This window comes from Geodermatophilus sp. SYSU D00698, assembly GCF_054050335.1.
Genome location: NZ_JBJGZD010000001.1, coordinates 223,883 through 242,810, shown reverse-complemented (window position 1 = coordinate 242,810; position 18,928 = coordinate 223,883). Strand labels below are relative to the sequence as shown.

The window sequence follows — 18,928 nt, the reverse complement described above, 5'->3', positions numbered from 1 at the left end:
AGCGGATGGACGTGCGACCGGCCGGGGGTCGCGGCATGAGGCTCACGGTCGTGGGCTGCTCGGGCAGCGGGCCCGGCCCCGCGTCGGCGGCCTCCTGCTACCTCGTCGAGCACGACGGCTTCCGGGTGCTGCTCGACCTGGGCAGCGGCGCGTTCGGGGCGCTGCAGGCGCTGGCCGACCCCGACTCGATCGACGCCGTCTACCTCTCCCACCTGCACGCCGACCACTGCCTCGACGTCGTCCCGTTCGTGGTCTGGCACCGCTACTCCGGCCGCTCGTCGCGGCGCCGGGTCCCGCTGATCGCCCCGGCCGGGGCCGAGCGGCGGCTGGGCCTGGTCTACGACGAGGGCGGCGCGCCGCTGACCGACGTCTTCGACTTCGCGGCCACCCCGGTGTCGGCGGTCCTCGGCCCGTTCACCGTGCAGACCGCGCGGACCGCGCACCCGGTCGAGTGCCACGCCGTCCGGCTGACCGCCCACGGCAGCTCGCTGGTCTACACCGGTGACACCGGGCCGTCGCGGGCCGTCGTCGACCTGGCGCACGGTGCCGACGTGCTGCTGGCCGAGGCCGCCCACCCCGACCGGGACGGGCTGCCGCCGGACCTGCACCTCACCGGCCGGCAGGCGGGGGAGGCCGCGGCCGCGGCCGGGGTGCGGCGCCTGCTGGTCACCCACGTGCCCGCGTGGGTGGACCCCGTCGCGCAGCTGGCCGCGGCGCGGACGGCGTTCCCCGGCGCGGAGCTGGTCGCCCCGGGCGCCACCTACGACGTGTGAGCGGACCCCTCGCGCCCCGCGTGCTCGGCGCGGGCCCGCGGAGGGTGGCCGGCGGGGACCAGCGGTGGACTCACTTGCCGCGCCCGTGCCGGGCGGGCACGGTGGGCCGGTGGTCGACGACGAACGGGACGGCGTCCGGCTGACCAGCCTCGACGCGCCGCTGGGGGACGGGCTGGGCGTCACCAAGGGCGACCTGGTCGACCACCTCGACGCGTTCGCGGACCGGCTGGTGCCGCAGCTGGCGGGCCGGCCGCTGTCGGTGAAGCGCGTGCGGCCGGGCCAGGAGCCGTTCATGCAGCGCAACGTGGCCAAGGGCGCGCCGGACTGGGTGCGCACCGTGCCGGTGTGGTCGTTCGGCGCCCACCGCCAGGTGCACCAGGTGCTGTGCGACGACCGCCGGACGCTCCTGTGGCTGGCCAACCAGCGCGCCGTGGAGTTCCACGTCCCGTTCTTCCGCGCGGGCGCCGAGACCGAGCCGACCGGCGTCGTGCTCGACCTCGACCCGCCGGAGGGCGCCGACTTCGCGGTGGTCGTGCGGGCCGCGGAGCTGGTGCGGCGGGCGCTGGCCGACGCCGGGCTGGCCGGGGCGGTGAAGACCAGCGGGTCCAAGGGCGTGCACGTCGTCGTCCCGGTGCGCGGGGCCGGGCCCGAGGACGCCGCCGCCGCGACCCGCGCGCTCGCCGCCCGCGCCGCGGCCCTCGACCCGGACCTGGCCACGACCGCCTACATCAAGGAGGACCGGCACGGCCGGGTCTTCCTCGACTCCACCCGCTCGGGGTCCTCGACGATCGTGGCCGCCTACAGCCCGCGCATCCGGCCGGGCCTGCCCGTGTCGGCGCCGGTGGCGTGGGAGGACCTGCCCTCGGCCCGGCCGGGCGACGTCACCGTGACGACCGCGCCGGACCGGCTGGGGGACGGCGACCCCTGGGCGCGGCTGCTGCCCCCGCCGCAGGCGCTCCCGGCCGACCTCGTCGCCGAGGGCCACACCATCCCGGTCGCGCGGGTGGCCGCGATGCACGAGGGCAAGCGGCGGGCGCGGGCCAAGCGGTCCGCGGAGGGCTGAGCGGGCGACCCGGGGGCCGACGCTCCGGCCGCCGTCGTCCCCAGGGGGGACCCGCGTCCACCACCGGGTGTGCGCGGGCGCGTCCTGTCGGTGCCGACCCGCAGGCTCCCGGGCATGACGCACGACCCGCAGACCACCGCCTGGCTCGACCAGGAGGACGCCCACCTCGCCGCCGTCGTCCGCCGCGCCCGCTTCGCCGTCCAGTACGTCGGGCCGGGGGACCGTCCCGACGAGCCGGCGTTCGGCTACACCATCGGCCTGTTCGGCCTCGGCCACCCCGAGCTGGTGGTCGTCGGGCGCGGGACCTCCGCCACGCACTCCATGCTCGACGCGGTGGCCCGCGAGGTCGTGGCCGGCCGGTCGCTGGTGCCCGGGGAGCTGCTCGAGGCCGGCCGGGAGGAGCTGGTCGTGGAGGAGTGCCCGAACCCGGGCGAGGTGCTGCTCGGCGCCAACCGCTGGTACCGGCGGCCGGCCGAGTACTCGGTGCCGGCGCACGTGCTCACCTGGGCCTCGCCCGCCGGGTGCTTCCCGTGGGACCCGGGCTGGGACGCCGGCCGGTGCGGGCAGCCCCGACCGGGCACGTGGACGGCCTGAGTCCGCCCTGGGAGAACGCCTCTCGTCCCGGGCGCCGGGAGGGGCCAGGATGGCCCGCGTCGCGGGATGCCGGGACGCGCCCGGCGGGCGGGAGGTGCACGTGACCGCGCGAGCCGATCGACCGTCCGGGGTGCGCGCCCACGCCCGGGTGATGCCGACGACGGAGCACCACACGGTCACCACGCTGGAGCTCTTCTTCGACCTGGTCTTCGTCTTCGCGATCACCCAGGTCACCGCCTTCATGGCCGAGGACATCGGCTGGCGCAGCGCGGTGCGCGGCCTGCTCGTCCTCGCGCTGCTGTGGTGGGCCTGGAGCAGCTACGCGTGGCTCGGGAACCAGGCCCGGGCCGACGAGGGCGTCGTCCGCGGTGCGCTGATCACGGTGATGGGGGCGCTGTTCCTCGTCGCGCTGTCGATCCCGGAGGCGTGGCGCGACGAGGGCGACGGGTTCAGCGCCCCGCTGGTGCTGGCCGCGTGCATCGCCGTGGTGCGTCTGGGTCACCTCGCGGTCTACCTCGTCGCGGCGGGGGACGACGCCGGGTTGCGCCGGCAGCTGCTGCGGACCGCGGTCCCGGTCGTCCTGGCCGCCGGGCTCCTGGTGGCCGGGGCGCTGGCCGGCGGGACCACCCAGACGCTGCTGTGGGTCCTGGCGCTGCTGGTCGACTACACCGGGATCTACGTCTCCGGCACCGACTGGCGGTTGCCGGCGCCGCGGCACTACGCCGAGCGGCACGGCCTCATCGTGATCATCGCCCTCGGCGAGTCGATCATCGCGGTCGGCGTGGGGGTCACCGACCTGCCGCTGACCCTGCCGATCGCGGCCGTCGCGCTCCTCGGACTCACGGTGAGCGTGTGCCTGTGGTGGTCCTACTTCGACGTGGTCGCCCCGGTGGCGGAGCGGGTGCTGGCCGGCAGGCAGGGCGTGGACCGGGTCCGGCTGGCCCGCGACTCCTACACCTACCTGCACTTCCCGATGATCGCCGGGATCATCTTCCTCGCCCTCGGGCTGAAGAAGGTCGCCGAGTACGTCGGCGACGTCGAGCACCACGACCTGACCGACCCGCTGAAGGGGACGGGCCTGTGGTCGCTCTACGCCGGCGTCGCGGTGTACCTGCTGGCGCACCTGGCCTTCCGGCTGCGCAACGTCGGGTCGGTCAACCGGCCGCGGGCCGTCGTCGCGGTGGTGCTGCTGCTCGCGCCCCTGGCCGTGGCGCCCCTGCCGGCGCTGGCGCAGCTCGCGGTGCTCGCCGCGGTCCTGGTGGCGCTGCTGAGCTTCGAGGTGGTCCGCTACGCCGACGCGCGGGCGCGGGTGCGGGCGGAGGCGGCCGCCGAGCACGGGTGACCGCCTCCACCCGTGCCCGGCCGCCGCGCCAGGAGCGGTGCGTGGACACCGGCACCCGGCACTCGCGGTGCACCGGCCCGGCCCGTGTCCTGACGACGGGGACGGCCGCCGTGCACGTGCGGTGGCCACCCTCCCGCCGGCGGGTGAGGCCGGTGCCGGGGCCGTGTCGACGCCGGACGCCCGCGCCTACGCTGCTGCCGTGATCGCGCCGCGTGAGGAGGTCGTCCGCCGGGCGGCGCGGACCCTCCTCGACGGCGAGCGGCTCGACACCACGACCCTCTCCGCCCAGCTGGGCATCTCGCGGGTGACGCTGTTCCGCCGGGTGGGCAACCGGGACGCCATCCTCGGCGAGGCGATGTGGTGGCTGGCCGAGCGCACGCTGCGTCGAGCCGCGGAGGCGCACGACGCCCGGCCCGAGGGCGCGGAGCCCGCGGCCCGGCTGCGCAGCCTGGCGATCATCGAGGACTACCGCCACGTCCTGGGCACCGCGTCGTCGCTGCGCCGCTTCATCGACGACGAGCCGACCACCGCGATGCGCGTCCTCACCGACCCGCGCGGCCGGGTGCAGCCGCGGCTGGTCGAGGCCTACACCGCGCTGTTCGAGCGCGACGTCGAGGAGCGCGGGCTGACGCCGGAGGTGCCCCTGCCGGTGCTGGCCTACGCCGTCGTCCGGCTGGGGGAGTCGTTCCTCTACTCCGACGTCATGGTCGCCCGCGACCCCGACCTCAAGGCCGCGACGACGGTCGTCGACGCATTGGTGACCGGCGTGCTCGGCGTCCGCGGGGACTGAGCGCTCAGCCCAGGCCGAGGTCGCGGCGCAGCTTCGCCACGTGCCCGGTGGCCTTGACGTTGTAGGCGGCCCGCTCGATGCGGCCCTCGGCGTCGACGACGAAGGTCGAGCGGATGACGCCCTGCACCTCCTTGCCGTAGAGCTTCTTGGTGCCGAAGGCGCCGTAGGCGGTGAGCACGCGCTTGTCCGGGTCGGACAGCAGCGTGATGCCCAGGCCCTCCTGCTCGCGGAAGCGCTGCAGCTTCTCCGGCGGGTCGGGGGAGATGCCGATGATGTCCAGCCCGGCCTCGGCCAGCTCGCCGGCGGCGGCGGTGAAGTCGACGGCCTGGGTGGTGCAGCCCGGGGTGAGGGCGGCGGGGTAGCAGTAGACGATCACCCGGCGGCCGCGGCGGTCGGCGAGGGAGACCGGGGTGCCGTCGGCGTCGGGCAGCGTGAAGTCCGGCGCCGGGTCACCGGGCGCGAGGCGGACGGAAGCGGTCTCGGTCATGCCCGGCATGATGCCGTGCCCGCCCGGCGGGGTCGGGGAGCAGGGGCGTCAGCCGCGGAGGAACGACAGCCGCACCTGCCGCTCGGGGTTGTCGCCGTTGGGGTCGACCAGGCAGATCCGCTGCCAGGTGCCCAGCTGCAGCCGGCCGCCGAGCACCGGCACGCTCAGGTGCGGTGGCACGAACGCCGGCAGCACGTGGTCGCGCCCGTGGCCGGGGCTGCCGTGCCGGTGGCGCCAGCGGCCGTCGCGGGGCAGCAGCTCGTCGAGCTGGGCGAGCAGGTCGTCGTCGCTGCCCGCGCCGGTCTCGATGACCGCGAGCCCGGCCGTGGCGTGCGGGACGAACACGGACAGCAGGCCGTCGTCCTCCTGCCGGACGAAGTCCTCGCACTCGCCGGTCAGGTCGACCACCACCGGCTCGCCGCCGGTCCGCACCGTCCGCAGCTCCGATCGCACGTCGTCGATCGTGGCACGCCGATCGCGGCATCTCGCCGCGAGGACGGCGTGCCGGCGTCGATAGGCTCGGTGCCCGTGACCCGCCCCGACGGCCGCGCGGCCGACCAGCTCCGCCCGGTGACCATCACCCGCAACTGGCTCGACCACGCCGAGGGCTCGGTGCTCGTCGAGTTCGGCCGCACCCGCGTGCTGTGCGCGGCCAGCGTCACCGAGGGCGTGCCGCGCTGGCGGAAGGGCTCGGGCCTGGGCTGGGTCACCGCCGAGTACGCGATGCTGCCGCGCGCCACGCACACCCGGGGCGACCGCGAGTCGGTCAAGGGCCGCATCGGCGGGCGCACCCACGAGATCAGCCGGCTCATCGGCCGCTCGCTGCGCGCCTCGATCGACCTCGCGGCGCTGGGGGAGAACAGCGTCGCCATCGACTGCGACGTCCTGCAGGCCGACGGCGGCACCCGCACGGCGGCCATCACCGGCGCCTACGTCGCCCTCGCCGACGCCGTCGCGTGGCTGGCCGACCGCCGGAAGCCGGCGAAGAAGAACGCGATCGTGCAGTCGGTGGCGGCGGTCAGCGTCGGCGTGGTCGACGGCGAGCCGCGGCTGGACCTCGCCTACGAGGAGGACGTGCGCGCCGGCACCGACATGAACGTCGTCTGCACCGGCGAGGGCGGGTTCGTCGAGGTGCAGGGCACCGCCGAGGGCGCGGTGTTCGACCGGCCCACCCTCGACCGGCTGCTCGACCTCGCCGTCGCCGGGTGCGCCGAGCTCACCCGTGTCCAGCAGGAGGTGCTGCAGCGATGACCACCCGCCTGCTGCTGGCCACCCGCAACGCCGGCAAGCTCGCCGAGCTGCAGCGGCTGCTGACCGACGCCGTCCCGGGCATCGAGGTGGTCGGCCTGCGCGACGTCCCCGAGTACCCGGAGGCCCCCGAGACCGGCGCGACGTTCGCGGAGAACGCGCTGCTCAAGGCGCGCGAGGCGGTCCGGTACACGGGCCTGCCCGCGGTGGCCGACGACTCCGGTCTCGCCGTCGACGCGCTCAACGGGATGCCCGGAGTGCTCTCCGCGCGCTGGTCGGGCCGGCACGGCGACGACGCCGCCAACACCGCGCTGCTGCTCGGCCAGATCCGCGACGTCCCCGACGAGCGGCGCGGCGGGGCGTTCGTGTGCGCCGCCGCCCTGGTCACCCCGGACGGCGCGGAGTCGGTCGTCGAGCGGCAGTGGCGCGGCCGGGTGGTCCGCGAGCCGCGCGGCAGCAACGGCTTCGGCTACGACCCGGTGTTCGTCGCCGACGGCCTGGACCGCACCGCCGCCGAGCTCGAGCCCGCGGAGAAGGACGCCCGCAGCCACCGCGGGCAGGCCTTCGCCGCGCTGGTCCCGGTGATCGCGCAGACGCTCGGCGCGGCCTGACCGCCGCGCCGCGGCGGCACCTCGGCACCGCCCCGACGACGTAGGGTCCACGCCCGCGGCGGGCGGGGGCCCGCGGGAGGGGAGCCGGGTGCGCGCGGACGTCGGGGCGTGGAGGACCGGGCTGCGGCCCTCGCCGGTGGGCTACCGCCGCTCGGAGGTGCTGCGCGGCGGGCTGGGCGCACTGGCTGGCATCGCGCTGGCCGCCCTGACCGCCTCCGCGGTCCCGGGCGGGCCGGCCGGGCTGCCGTGGATCGTCGCGCCGATGGGCGCCACCGCGGTGCTGCTGTTCGCCGCGCCGGCCAGCCCGCTGGCCCAGCCCTATCCCGTGCTCGCCGGCAACACGGTGTCCACGCTGGTCGGCGTCGCGGCGGGCAAGCTGCTCGACGACGTCACGCTGGCCGCGGCGGTCGCCGTCGGCGTGGCGGTCCCGCTGATGATGGTGCTGCGCTGCGTGCACCCGCCAGGCGGCGCCTGCGCGCTGTTCACCGCGGTCGGCGGGGCGGCGGTCGCCGACCACGGCTGGGCGTTCGCGCTGTGGCCGGTCGGCGTCGACACCCTCGTGCTGCTGCTCGTGGCCGCGCTGGTGAACAACCTGACCGGCCGGCCCTACCCGCACGTGCCCGAGCCGCCGCACACCGGGCCCGGGGCGCCGCCCACCGAGCGGGTCGGGCTGCAGGCCGAGGACGTCGCGGCGGCGATGCAGCGGCTGGACCGCGGCCTGGACGTGCTGCCCGGCGACGTGCTGGCGCTGGTCCGCGACGCCGAGGCGCACGCCCTGGACCGCCGGCTCGGGCAGCTGCGCGTGGGCGCGCTGATGGAGCGCGACGTGCGGACCGTGCAGCCCGACGAGACGCTCTACCGCGCCCGGATGCTCATGAACCAGCACGCGGTGAAGGCCCTGCCGGTGGTCACGCCCGACCGCCGGGTCGTCGGGATCGTCACCGTCCACGACCTGTTCAACCTCGACGTCGTGGACTTCGACCCGGTCGCGAAGGTCATGACCAGCCCGGTCACCACCGTCGGCGCCGACACCCCGGTCTCCGAGCTGGTCGGGCTGATGGCCGACCGCGGGCTGCGGCACCTGCCGGTGGTCGACGCCGACGACCGGCTCGCCGGGATCGTCACCCGCGCGGAGCTCGTCGCCGTCCTGCACCGGGCGCTGGTCGGCTCCTGACCCGTACGGGTGGTCCCGTCGGCGCCGGCTGCGGGATCCGCCTCGGGCTGCCGTTGACCTCCTGACGGGCCGACGGCAGGGGGCGGGCATGGCAGGGGACGACGGGCGTCCGGCGGCGCGGCTGGTCGTGCTGATCCCGGCGCACGACGAGGCCGCGAACATCGGGGACACCCTCGACGCGCTGCAGCGGCAGACGCGCCGTCCCGACCGCGTGGTCGTCGTCGCCGACAACTGCACCGACGACACCGCCCGGATCGCGCGCGAGCGCGGGGCCGAGGTCTACGAGACCGTCGGCAACACCGACAAGAAGGCCGGCGCCCTCAACCAGGCGATCGTGCAGCGGTTCCGCCGCACCGCCACCGCCGACCGGCGGGGCGCCTCCGACGACCCGCGGCGAGGCCCCGACCGGCGCAGGGGCGCGGCGGAGGACGGCCCCGCCGGCCCCACGCCCGACCTGCGCGACGACGACCTCGTCCTCGTGATGGACGCCGACACCGAGCTCGCGCCCGGCTTCCTCGAGGCCGCCGCGGCCAGCCTCGAGTCCTCGCCGCGGATCGGCGCTGCCGGGGGTCTGTTCTACGGGCACCCCGGGGCGGGGTTGCTCGGGCAGCTGCAGCGCAACGAGTACCTCCGGTACAGCCGCGACGTCTCGCGGACCGGCCGCGTGATGGTGCTGACCGGCACGGGCACGCTGTTCCGCGTCCGGGCGCTGCGGGAGGTCGCCGCCGCCCGTGGCACCACGCTGCCCGGCCGGGAGGGGCAGGTCTACGACACCCTCGCGCTGACCGAGGACAACGAGCTGACCCTCGCACTCAAGACCCTGGGCTGGCGCATGACCAGCCCGGCGGCGTGCTCGGTGGTCACCGAGATCATGCCGACCTGGCGTGACCTGTGGAAGCAGCGCATGCGGTGGCAGCGCGGTGCCCTGGAGAACCTCCGGCACTACGGGCTCACCCGGGTCACCCTGCGCTACTGGGGCCAGCAGCTCGGCATCGGTCTCGGCGTCCTCGCCTTCCAGGCCTACCTGCTGCTCACCGTGCTGGTCCTCGCGCGCGACGGCGGCCTGCACCTGGACCCGTTCTGGGCCTCGGTCGGCCTGGTCTTCCTGGCCGAGCGGCTGGTGACCGTCCGCCGGGGCGGCCCGCGGGCGCTGCTGCTGGCGCTGCCCCTGGTCGTCGAACTGGTCTACGACCTGTTCATCCAGGCCGTCTTCGTCCGCTCCCTGGTGGACGTCGTCCGCCGCCGGGAGGCCACCTGGCACCACGTCGCGGCCCCCGCGGCGGGCTGACCCACCGAGAGGAGGTGCACGTGTACAGCAAGGCGGGTTACGTGACGGCCAGCGGCGTGGGCGGGTCGACCGCCCTCGCCTCCACCGGCTTCGACGCGCTGGCGGTCGTGGTCGCCGGCGTCACCCTGCTGTTCGCCGGGCTGGCGCTGCTCAAGCTGGTCCCCCGGCGGGCGAAGGACTGACGGCGGGGCGGCCGGCTCAGGCGGCCGGCTGCGCCCCGCTGTCCGCCTCGGCCTGCGGCTCGGTGCCCGACCCGGAGCCCGAGCCGCCGCCGGAGCCGCTGCCGGAGCCGCTGCCGGAGCCGCTGCCGCTGCCGCTGTCCGGGTCGGTCCCCGGTGCCTGCGTCGACGGCTCGGCGGGCGCGGACTCCTCCGTGCCGCCGTCCGTGCCGCCGTCCGTGTCGCCGCCGCTGCCGCCCTCGGTGTCCTCGCCGGTGCCGCTGTCGGTGCCGTCGTCGCTGCCGCTCTCACCGGCGGGCGCGGACTCCTCGGGCGGGGTCGCGCTCTCCCCGGCGTCCCCGGGCGTCCCCGTGGCCGGCGCCCCGGTCGTCGGCGTGGTCGGGTCGGAGTCCGACGGCGCCAGGTCCCGCGAGGACGAGGCGTTGGACAGCTCGCCGATCGTGGTGGACGACGACGAGGTGTCGGACCCGCCGACCAGCGCCGACACCGGCTTCTGACCGACCAGCTCGATCGCCGTGACGATCCCCATGGCCAGCACGAAGACCGCGGCCGCGTACGCCGCCACCCGCGGCCAGCGGATCCGCCTGCGCGGTGCCGGGGCCCGGCGCGGGTCCAGGTGCGCGGGCAGCTCGCGGGTCGCCGCCTCACCGGCCGCCGGCCCGGCCGCGGGCATCGCCCGGGTCGGCGCCTCGCCGGCCGCGGAGGCGGGCCGGGTCGCCAGCTGCTCGCGGGCCTTCCGCAGCTTCTCGCCGGTGCGGTTCAGGGAGGCGCTGTAGAGCGCGGAGCCGACGGTGCTGACCACGCTGACCAGCGCCGCGCCGATCACCGTGCCGGCGACTCCGAAGAACGAGGCGAGGACCGCCGCGGACACCGCGGCCAGGGCGCCGGCCGCCACCTGGGTGACGGTGAGCGAGGCGCGGGGCTTGTCGGGGACCGGCTCGGGGTCCGTACCGGGGGAGGTGCTGGTATCGGTGCGCGGGGAGGTCATGGGCTCCGACGGGTCGTGTCCGGAGGACGGTGTGCGGGGAAGAGGACCGGTCCCGGGCACCCCGTCGTGCGGCCGGCCGATCCGAGGCTACGTCGGATGCGGCGCCCGTGCAGCGGCCCCGGACCGGCTTCAGCGTGCTGAGCTGCGGAAAGACAGTTGTGTGATCCGGTCCCAGCGGTCGTGCGCGTGGGGCTGCAGGGGAGCGGGCACCCCGTGCCCGTGCGCGTCGACCTCACCGCTGTCCGCGAGCTCCGCTTCGACGACGGGACGCCGGTGACCGCGGCCTCGGGCCTCGCGCCGCTGGGCGACGGCTGGCTCGTCGTCCAGGACGACGCCACGTCCGCGGCCTGGCAGCGCCCGGGCGGCGTGGTCCCGGTGCGGCTGCTGCCGCCGGTCGAGGGGCACGACCGCTTCTCCGAGGCGGCCGGGACCAAGTCCCTCAAGCCCGACCTGGAGACGGCCTGCCCGGTGGAGGCCGACGGGCGGCCCGCGGTGCTGCTGCTCGGGTCGGGGTCCACGCGGCGGCGCACCCGCGGGGTGCTGGCCGCCGTCGACGGCGACCGGCCCTCCGCCCGGGCGGCCGACCTCGGGCCGCTGTACGCCGCGGTCGGCGACCGCCTCGGGGTGCCGGACGGGCAGCGGAACCTGGAGGGCGCCGCCCGCGTGGGCGACGTCCTCCGCTGGTACCAGCGCGGCAACCGCGCCGCCGGGGTGCCGAACGCCTGCGTCGAGGTCCCGCTGGCGCCGCTGGTGGCGGCCGTGCTCGGGCGCGCGGACCCCGGCTCGGTGCCGCTGGGGCCGGTGCACGCCCTCGACCTCGGCGAGGTCGCCGGCGTCGGGCTCGCCGTCACCGACGCCGTCGCCCTGCCCGACGGCCGGGAGCTGCTGTCCGCGGCCGCGGAGGACACGCCGAACGCCGTCGACGACGGCCCGGTGGTGGCCGCGGCGCTGGTCCTGGCCGAGCACGGGCGGGTGCTCGACGTCGCGCCGGTGCCGGAGGTGGACGGCCGGGTCGCGAAGGTCGAGGGCCTGGCGCTGCGCGGCGTGGACGGCGACCGGGTGCGCCTGCTGGCGGTGGTCGACGCCGACGACCCGGGGCTCGCCTCGCCGCAGGTCGAGCTCACCGTGAGCCTGGGCCGACCCCTGGGTGCGGGAGGCGGGAGTCGAACCCGCACGCCCGAGGGCACCAGATCCTAAGTCTGGCGTGGCTGCCGTTACACCACTCCCGCGTGGCCGCCGAGTCTAGGTCGCATCCGGGGGCGCATCGCCCGCGCGGGTGCCGCTGATCGCCGGAACGGGCCGGTCGGCGCGGTGTCTGGCAGGCTGTCGCCGTGCCTCGCGACCCTCGAGAGATCCAGCTGGAGATCGACGCCGCCCGTGAGTCGCTGGCGGCCACCCTGGACCAGTTGGCGTACCGGAGCAGCCCGACGCGGCTGCGCGCCCAGGGGCAGGCCGCCGTCGTGCGCTTCCTGCAGTCGACGGCGGGGCGCGCCACCGTCGGCGCGCTCGGCCTGCTGGTGACGCTGGTCGTCGTGCAGAAGGCCCGGCACCGCAACGACTGAGCCGCACCGTGCGCCCGCCGCGCCGCGACCCGGTCGGCCCGGGTCAGGAGTCCGTGTGGGACTACCCGCGCCCGCCGTCGGCGGAGGTGACGCCGCGCCGCGTCGTCGTCGAGCTGGGCGGGCGGGTGGTCGCGGGGACCGGCCGCGCGGTGCGGGTCTGCGAGACCAGCCACCCGCCGGTCTACTACGTGCCCCGCGAGGACGTCGCCCCCGGCGTGCTCGAGCGGGCCGCCGGGTCGTCGTGGTGCGAGTGGAAGGGGCGGGCCACCTACTGGGACGCCGTCGTCGACGGGCGGCGGTACCCGGCCGTGGGCTGGTCCTACGAGGACCCGGCCCCGGGCTACGAGCACCTGCGCGGCGCGGTGGCGTTCTACCCGAGTCGGGTGGACCGGGCGCTGGTCGACGGCGAGCAGGTGCGCGCGCAGGCGGGGGACTTCTACGGCGGCTGGATCACCGCGGACGTCGTCGGCCCGTTCAAGGGCGAGCCGGGCACGCTCGGCTGGTGAGCGTCAGCCCCGGCGGACCAGCGGGAGCACCACGGTCTCGAGCACGGCGTCGGCGTAGGCCGCGTCCACCGGCTCGCGGGTGACCAACCAGCGCTGCACGAGCAGCGCGGTGGTGGCCTCGGCGGGGATTGACTGCGGCAGCCCGGGCCCCACCTCGCCGCGCGCCTGGGCGCGGTTCCACACCTCGTCGTAGGCCCGCCGCCAGACGGCCAGCGGGCCCTCGCGGAACGCCTCGATCAGCGCCGGCTCGTGCTGCATCGCCGCGAGCAGCGAGCGGGTGGCCGCCCCGACCGGGCTGGCCATCATCTCCACCATGCGGTGCACGAGCTGGCGCAGGTCGCCCTCGAGCGACCCGGTGTCGGCGGTGACCGTCCACGCCCGGTTTAGGTCGGAGACGGTGTCGACGACGAGGTCCTGCTTGGTTCGCCAGCGGCGGTAGATGGTCGCCTTCCCGACGCCGGCCTCCGCGGCCACGGCGTCCATGGTCAGCGCGCCGTACCCGACCTCCCCGAGCAGCCGGAGGATGGCCGCGCGGATGACGTCGTCGCGGCTGGGGTCCCGTGGTCGGCCGCCGCGGCCTGTGCGCGTCGGCGGCTCGGTGATCACAGCAGCCATGCAGCGACAGTAGGGCCTCCGCGCCGCGTGCAGGCAGGTCCGCGGCGCGGCATCCTGAACGGTCGGACCTCGTCCGCGCGCCTGCCCGCCCCGGCCGGGCGGGTCGGTCATCCTGCTGCGCGTGGGGAGTCCGATCGGCGCGGCGCGGCGGCGCGAGCAATGGCCCCTGCCCGAGGCCGCGACCCGCGTGCTGCTGGCGACCGCGGAGGAGAACGTGCTGCCCGCCGTGGCCGCCGTCGCCCGGTCGGCCGGGCTGTCTGTCTTCGCCGCCCCCGGTCTGCTCGACCTGTCCGACGAGCGCGACGGCGTCGGGGTGGAGGTCTTCTTCGACCGGCTCTCCCGCGCGCTGACCGGCGCCGAGGCCGAGGCCGTGCGGGTGGCCACCGACCCGGCCAACGAGTACACCGCGCTGACCCTCGGCCTGCTCACCGCGCCGACCCTGGCGCAGGAGCTGGCCCGCCGCGGGGTGACCGCCGAGGTCGGCGTGCTCGCCGAGGCCGAGCTGTGGTCGGCGTACCAGCCGATCGTGGCGCTGGCCGACCGCGCCGTCGTCGCGCACGAGGCGCTGCTGCGCGGCGACTCCGACGGCCGCACCGTCGACGGCGGGGACCTGTTCTTCGTCGCCGACTCCGCGGGCTGGCTGACCCGGCTGGACCGGGTCGGCCGCGAGTGCGCCATCGCCGGCGCCGCGGGCTGGCTGGGGAGCGCCGACCTGTTCGTCAACACCCGGCCCACCTCGGTGCTGCACCCCGACGCCGACCTCGCCAGCACCGTCGAGGCGCTGGAGGCCGCGGGGCTGGAGCCGGGGCAGCTGGTGCTGGAGGTGGGGGAGCGGGCCGCCGTCGCCGACCGCGGGCACCTGCTCGCCGTCCTCGAGTCCTACCGCGAGCGCGGCTGGCGGGTGGCCCTCGACGAGGTGGCCGCCGGGTGGTCCAGCCGCTCGCTGCTCGACGTCGTCCGGCCCGACGTCGTCAAGCTCGGCCGGGCGCTGGTGTCCGCGCTGCCCGACGACGGCGCCCGCGCGGTGGTGCGCACGGTGACCGAGCACGCGCACCGGCTCGGGGCGGTCGTGGTCGCGGAGGGGGTGGAGACCGAGCAGGTGGCCGCGGAGGTGGCGGCGCTGGGCGCCGACCTCGCGCAGGGCTGGTTGTTCGGCCGGCCCGCCGCGCCCGCCGGCGCCGTCGAGCCGGCGGACCTCAGCCCAGTCCCCATCCCGTGAGCACCGGGCGCGCGTGCTCGTGCCCGAGCACGCCGTAGGCGCCGGCCGGCAGCGCGAACAGCGCTCCCGCGGCGGGCTCGAGGCCCAGCCAGCGCGCGGTGAGGACCCGCAGCACGTGCCCGTGCGCGACGAGGGCGACGTCGCCGTCGTCGAGCCGGGCCCGCGCCCGGGCCAGCACCCGGTCCACCCGCTCGCCGACCTGCTCGAGGGTCTCGCCGGAGGTCTCGCCCGCCACCACCGGGTCGCGCCAGACCGACCACTCGCGGCCGAGCTCCTCGCTGATCTCGGCGGTGGTGCGGCCCTCGTAGCCGCCGTAGTCGAGCTCGACGAGGTCCTCGTCGACGGCGGTGGCGGTCAGCCCGGCCAGCTCGGCGGTGCGCCGGGCGCGCTGCCGGGGACTCGTCCACACCTCGACGACGTGCCGCTCGGCCAGCGCCGGGGCCAGGGAGCGGGCCCGCTCCTCGCCCTCGGGCAGCAGCGGCAGGTCGGTCACGCCGGTGTGCTGGCCGCTCTTGCTCCACTCGGTCGCGCCGTGCCGCAGCACCAGGATCTCGCCCATCGCCGTCCTCTCGCTCGCCGTGTCGCCGGTCACACCGCCGGCGCGCCGGGAAGACCGGCGCGGACCGCCGTGCTGGCGGGGTGCGGGACCCCGGGCAGTCGGCCCGGGGCACACGCACCGGGAGGGTCCATGACCGCCACCGCACCTGCCGACACCTTCGCCATCGGCGGCGACCTCACCGTCCACCGGCTCGGCTACGGCGCCATGCAGCTGCCCGGCCCGGGCGTCTGGGGCGAGCCGGCCGACCGCGACGCCGCTCTCCGGGTGGTCCGCGCCGCCGTCGAGCAGGGCGTCGACCTCATCGACACCGCCGACTCCTACGGGCCGTTCGTCAGCGAGCAGGTCATCGCCGAGGCGCTGCACCCGTACCCGGAGGGCCTGGTCATCGCCACCAAGGCCGGCCTGACCCGCCAGGGCCCGGGCATCTGGACGCCGGTCGGGCGCCCGGCCTACCTCAAGCAGCAGGTCGAGCTGTCGCTGCGCCACCTGCGGGTGGAGCGCATCGACCTCATCCAGCTGCACCGCATCGACGCCGAGGTGCCGCTGGCCGACCAGCTCGGCGCGTTCAGGGAGCTGCAGGACGAGGGCAAGGTCCGCCACATCGGCGTCTCCGAGGTCTCGGTCGAGGAGCTGCAGGCGGCGCGCGAGATCGTCGACGTCGTCAGCGTCCAGAACCTCTACAACCTGACCAACCGGCAGTCGCAGGACGTCCTGGACCACGCCACCGCCCACGGGATCGCGTTCATCCCGTGGTTCCCGATCGCGACCGGCGACCTCGCCGCCCCGCACAGCCCGGTGGCCGACATCGCCCGCGAGCTGGACGCCACCCCGGCGCAGGTCGCGCTGGCCTGGCTGCTGCAGAAGTCGCCGGTGGTGCTGCCCATCCCGGGCACGAAGTCGGTAGACCACCTCACCGAGAACATGGGCGCGGCGCGGCTGACCCTCTCCGACGAGGACATGGCCCGCCTGGACGCCCTGGCGTAGGCGCTGCCCGGTCGTGCCCCGGTCCGCCGCGTGCGGGCCGGGGCGCGTGCGCGGTCAGCGCCAGCGGTCCAGCGGGACGGGGACACGGCGGCGGGACGCCCCGGCCGGTCCCCGCACCGGGTGCGCCGCGGCCCGCGGCCGGGGGGCCTCCTCGGGCGCCGGGGCCGGCAGGCCCGCCGCCGCGAGCAGCGACCCGACGGGGAGGGGCTGCGTGGGGCGCGGGTCGGTTCCGGACTCCGGGGCCGGCCGCGGCAGGGGGCGTACCGGGTCGGCGCCGGTGAGCGGGCCGTCGAGCTCGAGGACGCCGGCGAGGCCGGCCTCGGCCACCTGGCGCCGGGTGGCCGCGGGCGCGCCGACCACCCGGCACCGCCGGCCGGCGGCGCTGAGGGTGTCGCTGAAGCCGGCGAGGGTCCGCAGCGCTGCGCGGTCGTGGAAGCGGGCGCCGGCCACGTCGACGACGACGCTGGGGGTGCCGTGCTCGGCGGCGCGGGTCAGGCCCGCGGCCAGGCGGGGGAGGGTCGGGCGGCCGGCGTCGCCGGTCAGGCGGACGACGACCTGGCCCGGTGCGGGCACGACGGCGACGGAGAGGTGCACGAGGGCTCCCGGGGGGAGGACACGGCGCCGCTGGTTCGGGTGCCGTCCGTGACGCTAGTGCCGCTGACCGTCACCGGCAACGGGGTGTGTCCGGACGACGACGTTCCGTTCTCGCGTGTCCGTAACACCGCCGGTGCGGTGTTGCACCCCCGGCTCGTCGGGAGGCCGCCCGGGGCGGCACCATGGGGCCGTGGACGCCGAGGACTTCACGCAGATCCGGGACGCGGTTCGCCAGCTGGTGCGGGAGGTGGTCGTCCCGCGCGAGGAGGAGATCGACCTCGACGACCGCATCCCCGAGGAGCTGCGCGGCGCGGCGGCGGAGATGGGACTGTTCGGCTACGCGCTGCCCGAGGAGTACGGCGGCCTGGGTGTCTCCATGAGCGAGGACGTCGAGCTGGCGTTCGAGTTCGGCTACACGACGCCGGCCTTCCGGTCGCTGTTCGGCACGAACAACGGCATCGCGGGGCAGGTGATCGCGAAATTCGGCAGCGAGGAGCAGAAGAAGGCCTACCTGCCGCGGCTGGCCGCGGGCGAGCTCATCGGCTCCTTCGCGCTCACCGAGGCCGAGGCCGGCTCCGACCCCGCGGGCCTGCGCACCAGCGCCCGCCGCGACGGCGACGGCTGGGTCCTCAACGGCGCCAAGCGCTACATCACCAACGCCCCGCTGGCCGACCTGTTCGTCGTCTTCGCCCGGACCGACCCGCAGGAGAAGGGCGGCCGCGGGATCTCCAGCTTCGTCGTCGACGCCGAGGCGCCCGGCGTCACGCTCGGTCCCAAGGACAGGAAGATGGGGCAGTCCGGGGCGTGGACCTCGGAGGTGTTCTTCGACGACGTCCACGTGCCGGCCGACGCGCTGATCGGTGAGGAGGGGCGCGGCTACTCGAAGGCGCTCACCGTGCTGTCCCGCGGCCGGCTGCACATCGCGGCGCTGTGCGTGGGGATGGCGCAGCGGGTGCTCGACGAGTCGGTCGCCTACGCCGCCACCGCCAAGCAGGGCGGCGCCCCGATCGGCCGGTTCCAGCTGGTGCAGGCGCTGATCGCCGACATGCACGCCGAGACCCTGGCGGGGAGGGCGATGGTCCGCGAGGTCGCCGCCCGCTACGACTCCGGCGAGGACACCTCGATCGGCCCCTCGTCGGCGAAGCTGTGGTGCAGCGAGATGGTCGGCCGGGCGACCGACCGCGCCGTCCAGGTGCACGGCGGGCTGGGCTACCTGCGGACCACGCCGGTCGAGCGCTTCTACCGCGACGCCCGCCTCTACCGGCTGTACGAGGGCACCAGCGAGGTGCAGCGGGTCATCGTCGGCGGCGGGCTGCTGCGCGCGGCCGGCATGCCGCGTGGCTGACGAGGGACCCTCCTGCCCCCCGCCCCTCGCCGCCGCTCGGGGCGGGTCCGTGCAGGAGGGCCGTTCCAGCCTGTCACCCGAGGAGCGGGCCGCCCGGCGGGTGGCCGTCGGCGAGCTCGGCGACGCTCTGCGCGAGCTGGTCGACGCCGCCGTCCGCACGGAGGTGCCGGAGGCCGAGCTCGAGGCGGCCGCCGCCGTCGCGCGGGAGCTGGCGGCGCGGCTGCGGGTGGCCGGCCGCGGCCTGCACGAGATCGCCCGCGTGGACGACCCCGAGACCGGCGAGCGCTGGTACAGCCCGGTGTACGGCCCGGGCAGCCCGGTGGCGCCGCCGCTGGTGGCCACCGACACCCCCGACGGGACGGCGACCGGCCGGGTCACCGTGGGCAAGGCGCACGAGGGGCCGCCCGGGCTGGTGCACGGCGGCGTGGTGGCCACGCTGCTCGACCACGTCCTGGCCCGCGCGCTGCGCGCCGCCGGCCGCGGCGGGCTGACCGCGACCCTCACCGTGAAGTACCGACGCCCGGTGCACCTCGGGGTGCCGCTGCTGGTGACCGCCGAGATGGGGGAGACCGCCGGCCGGCGCACCACCGCACACGCCCGGCTGGTGGCCGAGGACAGTCCCGAGGTGGTGCTCGCCGAGGCGGAGGGCCTGTTCGTGGCGCTGCGCGCGGAGCAGGCCGCCGACGTCTTCGCGGCCACCGGTCGCTCGGTCGGCGCCTGGACGTCACGCACCTGACCGGGCACTGCCCCCCCCCCCCCCGCGGATCACGCGAACCGTCCCTGCCGCCCGAGTCCCTGAGCGGCCCACTGCGGGACGAGCCCGGCTCGGACGCCCTTCCCACGTGAGTGCTGCTCATGGGCGGTCAGTCACGGCCCGTAGCGCTCCGGCAGGCAGCCTCCACGGCGCTCCGGTGCGGGCGCGCCACGGCAGCGCGTCGACCACCTGCCGGTGATCGCGCCACCGCTCACCTGTCGTCCGGTCAGGGCTGGCAGCGGCTCGATGCGGA

At 76.7% G+C, this 18,928-nt stretch carries 23 protein-coding genes and 1 tRNA gene; 17 read left to right on the top strand and 7 right to left on the bottom strand.

The window, feature by feature from the left end; all coding sequences use genetic code 11:
- Window positions 1-35 precede the first annotated feature (35 nt).
- The 5 genes from ACI8AB_RS01235 (at window position 36) to ACI8AB_RS01215 (ending at window position 4,562) form a co-directional block, all read left to right on the top strand.
- Window positions 36-773 (top strand): MBL fold metallo-hydrolase, encoded by a 738-nt coding sequence (locus tag ACI8AB_RS01235; RefSeq protein WP_456902832.1) that lies wholly within the window; start codon window positions 36-38, stop codon window positions 771-773.
- 109 nt (window positions 774-882) lie between these two features.
- Window positions 883-1,836, top strand: coding sequence for a DNA polymerase domain-containing protein (locus ACI8AB_RS01230; RefSeq protein ID WP_456948640.1), 954 nt, complete (start codon window positions 883-885; stop codon window positions 1,834-1,836).
- 114 nt (window positions 1,837-1,950) lie between these two features.
- Window positions 1,951-2,430, top strand: coding sequence for a DUF4262 domain-containing protein (locus ACI8AB_RS01225; protein ID WP_456948639.1), 480 nt, complete (start codon window positions 1,951-1,953; stop codon window positions 2,428-2,430).
- 100 nt (window positions 2,431-2,530) lie between these two features.
- The gene (locus tag ACI8AB_RS01220) at window positions 2,531-3,772 is read left to right on the top strand and encodes a low temperature requirement protein A (protein ID WP_456948638.1); all 1,242 of its coding nucleotides are present in this window, start codon (window positions 2,531-2,533) and stop codon (window positions 3,770-3,772) included.
- A 199-nt stretch (window positions 3,773-3,971) separates the two neighbouring features.
- The gene (locus tag ACI8AB_RS01215) at window positions 3,972-4,562 is read left to right on the top strand and encodes a QsdR family transcriptional regulator (protein WP_387985759.1); all 591 of its coding nucleotides are present in this window, start codon (window positions 3,972-3,974) and stop codon (window positions 4,560-4,562) included.
- A gap of 4 nt (window positions 4,563-4,566) precedes the next feature.
- Here the strand turns inward: ACI8AB_RS01215 and bcp are convergent, their stop codons facing one another.
- Together bcp and ACI8AB_RS01205 are read right to left on the bottom strand one after the other, a co-directional pair.
- Complete coding sequence (bcp, locus tag ACI8AB_RS01210) at window positions 4,567-5,049, bottom strand: thioredoxin-dependent thiol peroxidase (RefSeq protein ID WP_387985756.1); 483 nt, start codon at window positions 5,047-5,049, stop codon at window positions 4,567-4,569.
- Window positions 5,050-5,097: 48 nt separating this feature from the next.
- Window positions 5,098-5,502 carry a YjbQ family protein gene (locus ACI8AB_RS01205; RefSeq protein ID WP_387985754.1) on the bottom strand — a complete coding sequence of 135 codons (405 nt, stop codon included), beginning with the start codon at window positions 5,500-5,502 and terminating at the stop codon, window positions 5,098-5,100.
- Between the two features lie 75 nt (window positions 5,503-5,577).
- Between ACI8AB_RS01205 and rph the strand changes: the two genes are divergently transcribed.
- From rph to ACI8AB_RS01180, 5 genes are all read left to right on the top strand, one after another.
- Window positions 5,578-6,300, top strand: a complete 723-nt coding sequence (gene rph, locus ACI8AB_RS01200; protein ID WP_456948637.1) for a ribonuclease PH — start codon at window positions 5,578-5,580, stop codon at window positions 6,298-6,300.
- Window positions 6,297-6,908, top strand: coding sequence for an RdgB/HAM1 family non-canonical purine NTP pyrophosphatase (gene rdgB / locus ACI8AB_RS01195; protein ID WP_387985749.1), 612 nt, complete (start codon window positions 6,297-6,299; stop codon window positions 6,906-6,908). The genes rph and rdgB overlap by 4 nt, the downstream gene beginning before the upstream one ends.
- A gap of 88 nt (window positions 6,909-6,996) precedes the next feature.
- A complete protein-coding gene (locus ACI8AB_RS01190) occupies window positions 6,997-8,082 on the top strand; it encodes an HPP family protein (protein ID WP_456948636.1) in 1,086 nt (361 codons plus the stop codon).
- Window positions 8,083-8,170: 88 nt separating this feature from the next.
- The gene (locus ACI8AB_RS01185) at window positions 8,171-9,370 is read left to right on the top strand and encodes a glycosyltransferase family 2 protein (RefSeq protein WP_456948635.1); all 1,200 of its coding nucleotides are present in this window, start codon (window positions 8,171-8,173) and stop codon (window positions 9,368-9,370) included.
- Between the two features lie 20 nt (window positions 9,371-9,390).
- Window positions 9,391-9,552, top strand: coding sequence for a hypothetical protein (locus tag ACI8AB_RS01180; RefSeq protein WP_387985743.1), 162 nt, complete (start codon window positions 9,391-9,393; stop codon window positions 9,550-9,552).
- Between the two features lie 16 nt (window positions 9,553-9,568).
- Here ACI8AB_RS01180 and ACI8AB_RS01175 read toward each other — a convergent pair whose 3' ends face one another.
- Entirely contained in the window at window positions 9,569-10,537 is a 969-nt protein-coding gene (locus ACI8AB_RS01175; protein WP_456948634.1) for a hypothetical protein, read from the bottom strand.
- A 180-nt stretch (window positions 10,538-10,717) separates the two neighbouring features.
- On the opposite strand from ACI8AB_RS01175, the gene ACI8AB_RS01170 reads away from it, so the two are divergent.
- Complete coding sequence (locus tag ACI8AB_RS01170; RefSeq protein WP_456948715.1) at window positions 10,718-11,734, top strand: DUF6910 family protein; 1,017 nt, start codon at window positions 10,718-10,720, stop codon at window positions 11,732-11,734.
- Here ACI8AB_RS01170 and ACI8AB_RS01165 read toward each other — a convergent pair.
- Window positions 11,686-11,766, bottom strand: a tRNA-Leu gene (locus tag ACI8AB_RS01165). The two genes, ACI8AB_RS01170 and ACI8AB_RS01165, sit on opposite strands and share 49 nt — an antisense overlap.
- Before the next feature lie 102 nt (window positions 11,767-11,868).
- Here ACI8AB_RS01165 and ACI8AB_RS01160 point away from each other — a divergent pair.
- Both ACI8AB_RS01160 and ACI8AB_RS01155 read left to right on the top strand, forming a co-directional pair.
- The gene (locus tag ACI8AB_RS01160; protein WP_387985736.1) at window positions 11,869-12,099 is read left to right on the top strand and encodes a DUF3618 domain-containing protein; all 231 of its coding nucleotides are present in this window, start codon (window positions 11,869-11,871) and stop codon (window positions 12,097-12,099) included.
- A gap of 53 nt (window positions 12,100-12,152) precedes the next feature.
- Window positions 12,153-12,605, top strand: a complete 453-nt coding sequence (locus ACI8AB_RS01155) for a DUF427 domain-containing protein (RefSeq protein WP_456948633.1) — start codon at window positions 12,153-12,155, stop codon at window positions 12,603-12,605.
- 3 nt (window positions 12,606-12,608) lie between these two features.
- On the opposite strand, the gene ACI8AB_RS01150 is transcribed toward ACI8AB_RS01155, so the two are convergent.
- Window positions 12,609-13,220 (bottom strand): TetR/AcrR family transcriptional regulator, encoded by a 612-nt coding sequence (locus ACI8AB_RS01150; RefSeq protein WP_456948632.1) that lies wholly within the window; start codon window positions 13,218-13,220, stop codon window positions 12,609-12,611.
- Between the two features lie 121 nt (window positions 13,221-13,341).
- On the opposite strand from ACI8AB_RS01150, the gene ACI8AB_RS01145 reads away from it, so the two are divergent.
- Window positions 13,342-14,439, top strand: a complete 1,098-nt coding sequence (locus tag ACI8AB_RS01145) for an EAL domain-containing protein (protein WP_456948631.1) — start codon at window positions 13,342-13,344, stop codon at window positions 14,437-14,439.
- Here the strand turns inward: ACI8AB_RS01145 and ACI8AB_RS01140 are convergent.
- A complete protein-coding gene (locus ACI8AB_RS01140; protein ID WP_456948630.1) occupies window positions 14,417-14,998 on the bottom strand; it encodes a histidine phosphatase family protein in 582 nt (193 codons plus the stop codon). The genes ACI8AB_RS01145 and ACI8AB_RS01140 overlap by 23 nt on opposite strands.
- 129 nt (window positions 14,999-15,127) lie before the next feature.
- Between ACI8AB_RS01140 and ACI8AB_RS01135 the strand changes: the two genes are divergently transcribed.
- Window positions 15,128-15,982, top strand: a complete 855-nt coding sequence (locus ACI8AB_RS01135) for an aldo/keto reductase (RefSeq protein ID WP_456948629.1) — start codon at window positions 15,128-15,130, stop codon at window positions 15,980-15,982.
- A gap of 54 nt (window positions 15,983-16,036) precedes the next feature.
- Here ACI8AB_RS01135 and ACI8AB_RS01130 read toward each other — a convergent pair whose 3' ends face one another.
- The gene (locus ACI8AB_RS01130; protein ID WP_387985723.1) at window positions 16,037-16,576 is read right to left on the bottom strand and encodes an STAS domain-containing protein; all 540 of its coding nucleotides are present in this window, start codon (window positions 16,574-16,576) and stop codon (window positions 16,037-16,039) included.
- Window positions 16,577-16,766: 190 nt separating this feature from the next.
- Here ACI8AB_RS01130 and ACI8AB_RS01125 point away from each other — a divergent pair, with 190 nt between their 5' ends.
- Window positions 16,767-17,921, top strand: a complete 1,155-nt coding sequence (locus ACI8AB_RS01125; protein ID WP_456948628.1) for an acyl-CoA dehydrogenase family protein — start codon at window positions 16,767-16,769, stop codon at window positions 17,919-17,921.
- 49 nt (window positions 17,922-17,970) lie between these two features.
- On the top strand, window positions 17,971-18,657 hold the full coding sequence (locus tag ACI8AB_RS01120; RefSeq protein ID WP_456948627.1) for a PaaI family thioesterase: 687 nt from the start codon (window positions 17,971-17,973) through the stop codon (window positions 18,655-18,657).
- Window positions 18,658-18,928: the final 271 nt, after the last annotated feature.

Excerpts from the sequence above, each read along its gene's own strand:
- ACI8AB_RS01150 (WP_456948632.1), bottom strand. The coding sequence starts at position 13,220 with ATGGCTGCTGTGATCACCGAGCCGCCGACGCGCACAGGCCGCGGCGGC.
- ACI8AB_RS01225 (WP_456948639.1), top strand. The coding sequence starts at position 1,951 with ATGACGCACGACCCGCAGACCACCGCCTGGCTCGACCAGGAGGACGCC.
- ACI8AB_RS01185 (WP_456948635.1), top strand. The coding sequence starts at position 8,171 with ATGGCAGGGGACGACGGGCGTCCGGCGGCGCGGCTGGTCGTGCTGATC.
- ACI8AB_RS01135 (WP_456948629.1), top strand. The coding sequence starts at position 15,128 with ATGACCGCCACCGCACCTGCCGACACCTTCGCCATCGGCGGCGACCTC.
- rdgB (WP_387985749.1), top strand. The coding sequence starts at position 6,297 with ATGACCACCCGCCTGCTGCTGGCCACCCGCAACGCCGGCAAGCTCGCC.
- ACI8AB_RS01235 (WP_456902832.1), top strand. The coding sequence starts at position 36 with ATGAGGCTCACGGTCGTGGGCTGCTCGGGCAGCGGGCCCGGCCCCGCG.
- ACI8AB_RS01175 (WP_456948634.1), bottom strand. The coding sequence starts at position 10,537 with ATGACCTCCCCGCGCACCGATACCAGCACCTCCCCCGGTACGGACCCC.
- bcp (WP_387985756.1), bottom strand. The coding sequence starts at position 5,049 with ATGACCGAGACCGCTTCCGTCCGCCTCGCGCCCGGTGACCCGGCGCCG.
- ACI8AB_RS01140 (WP_456948630.1), bottom strand. The coding sequence starts at position 14,998 with ATGGGCGAGATCCTGGTGCTGCGGCACGGCGCGACCGAGTGGAGCAAG.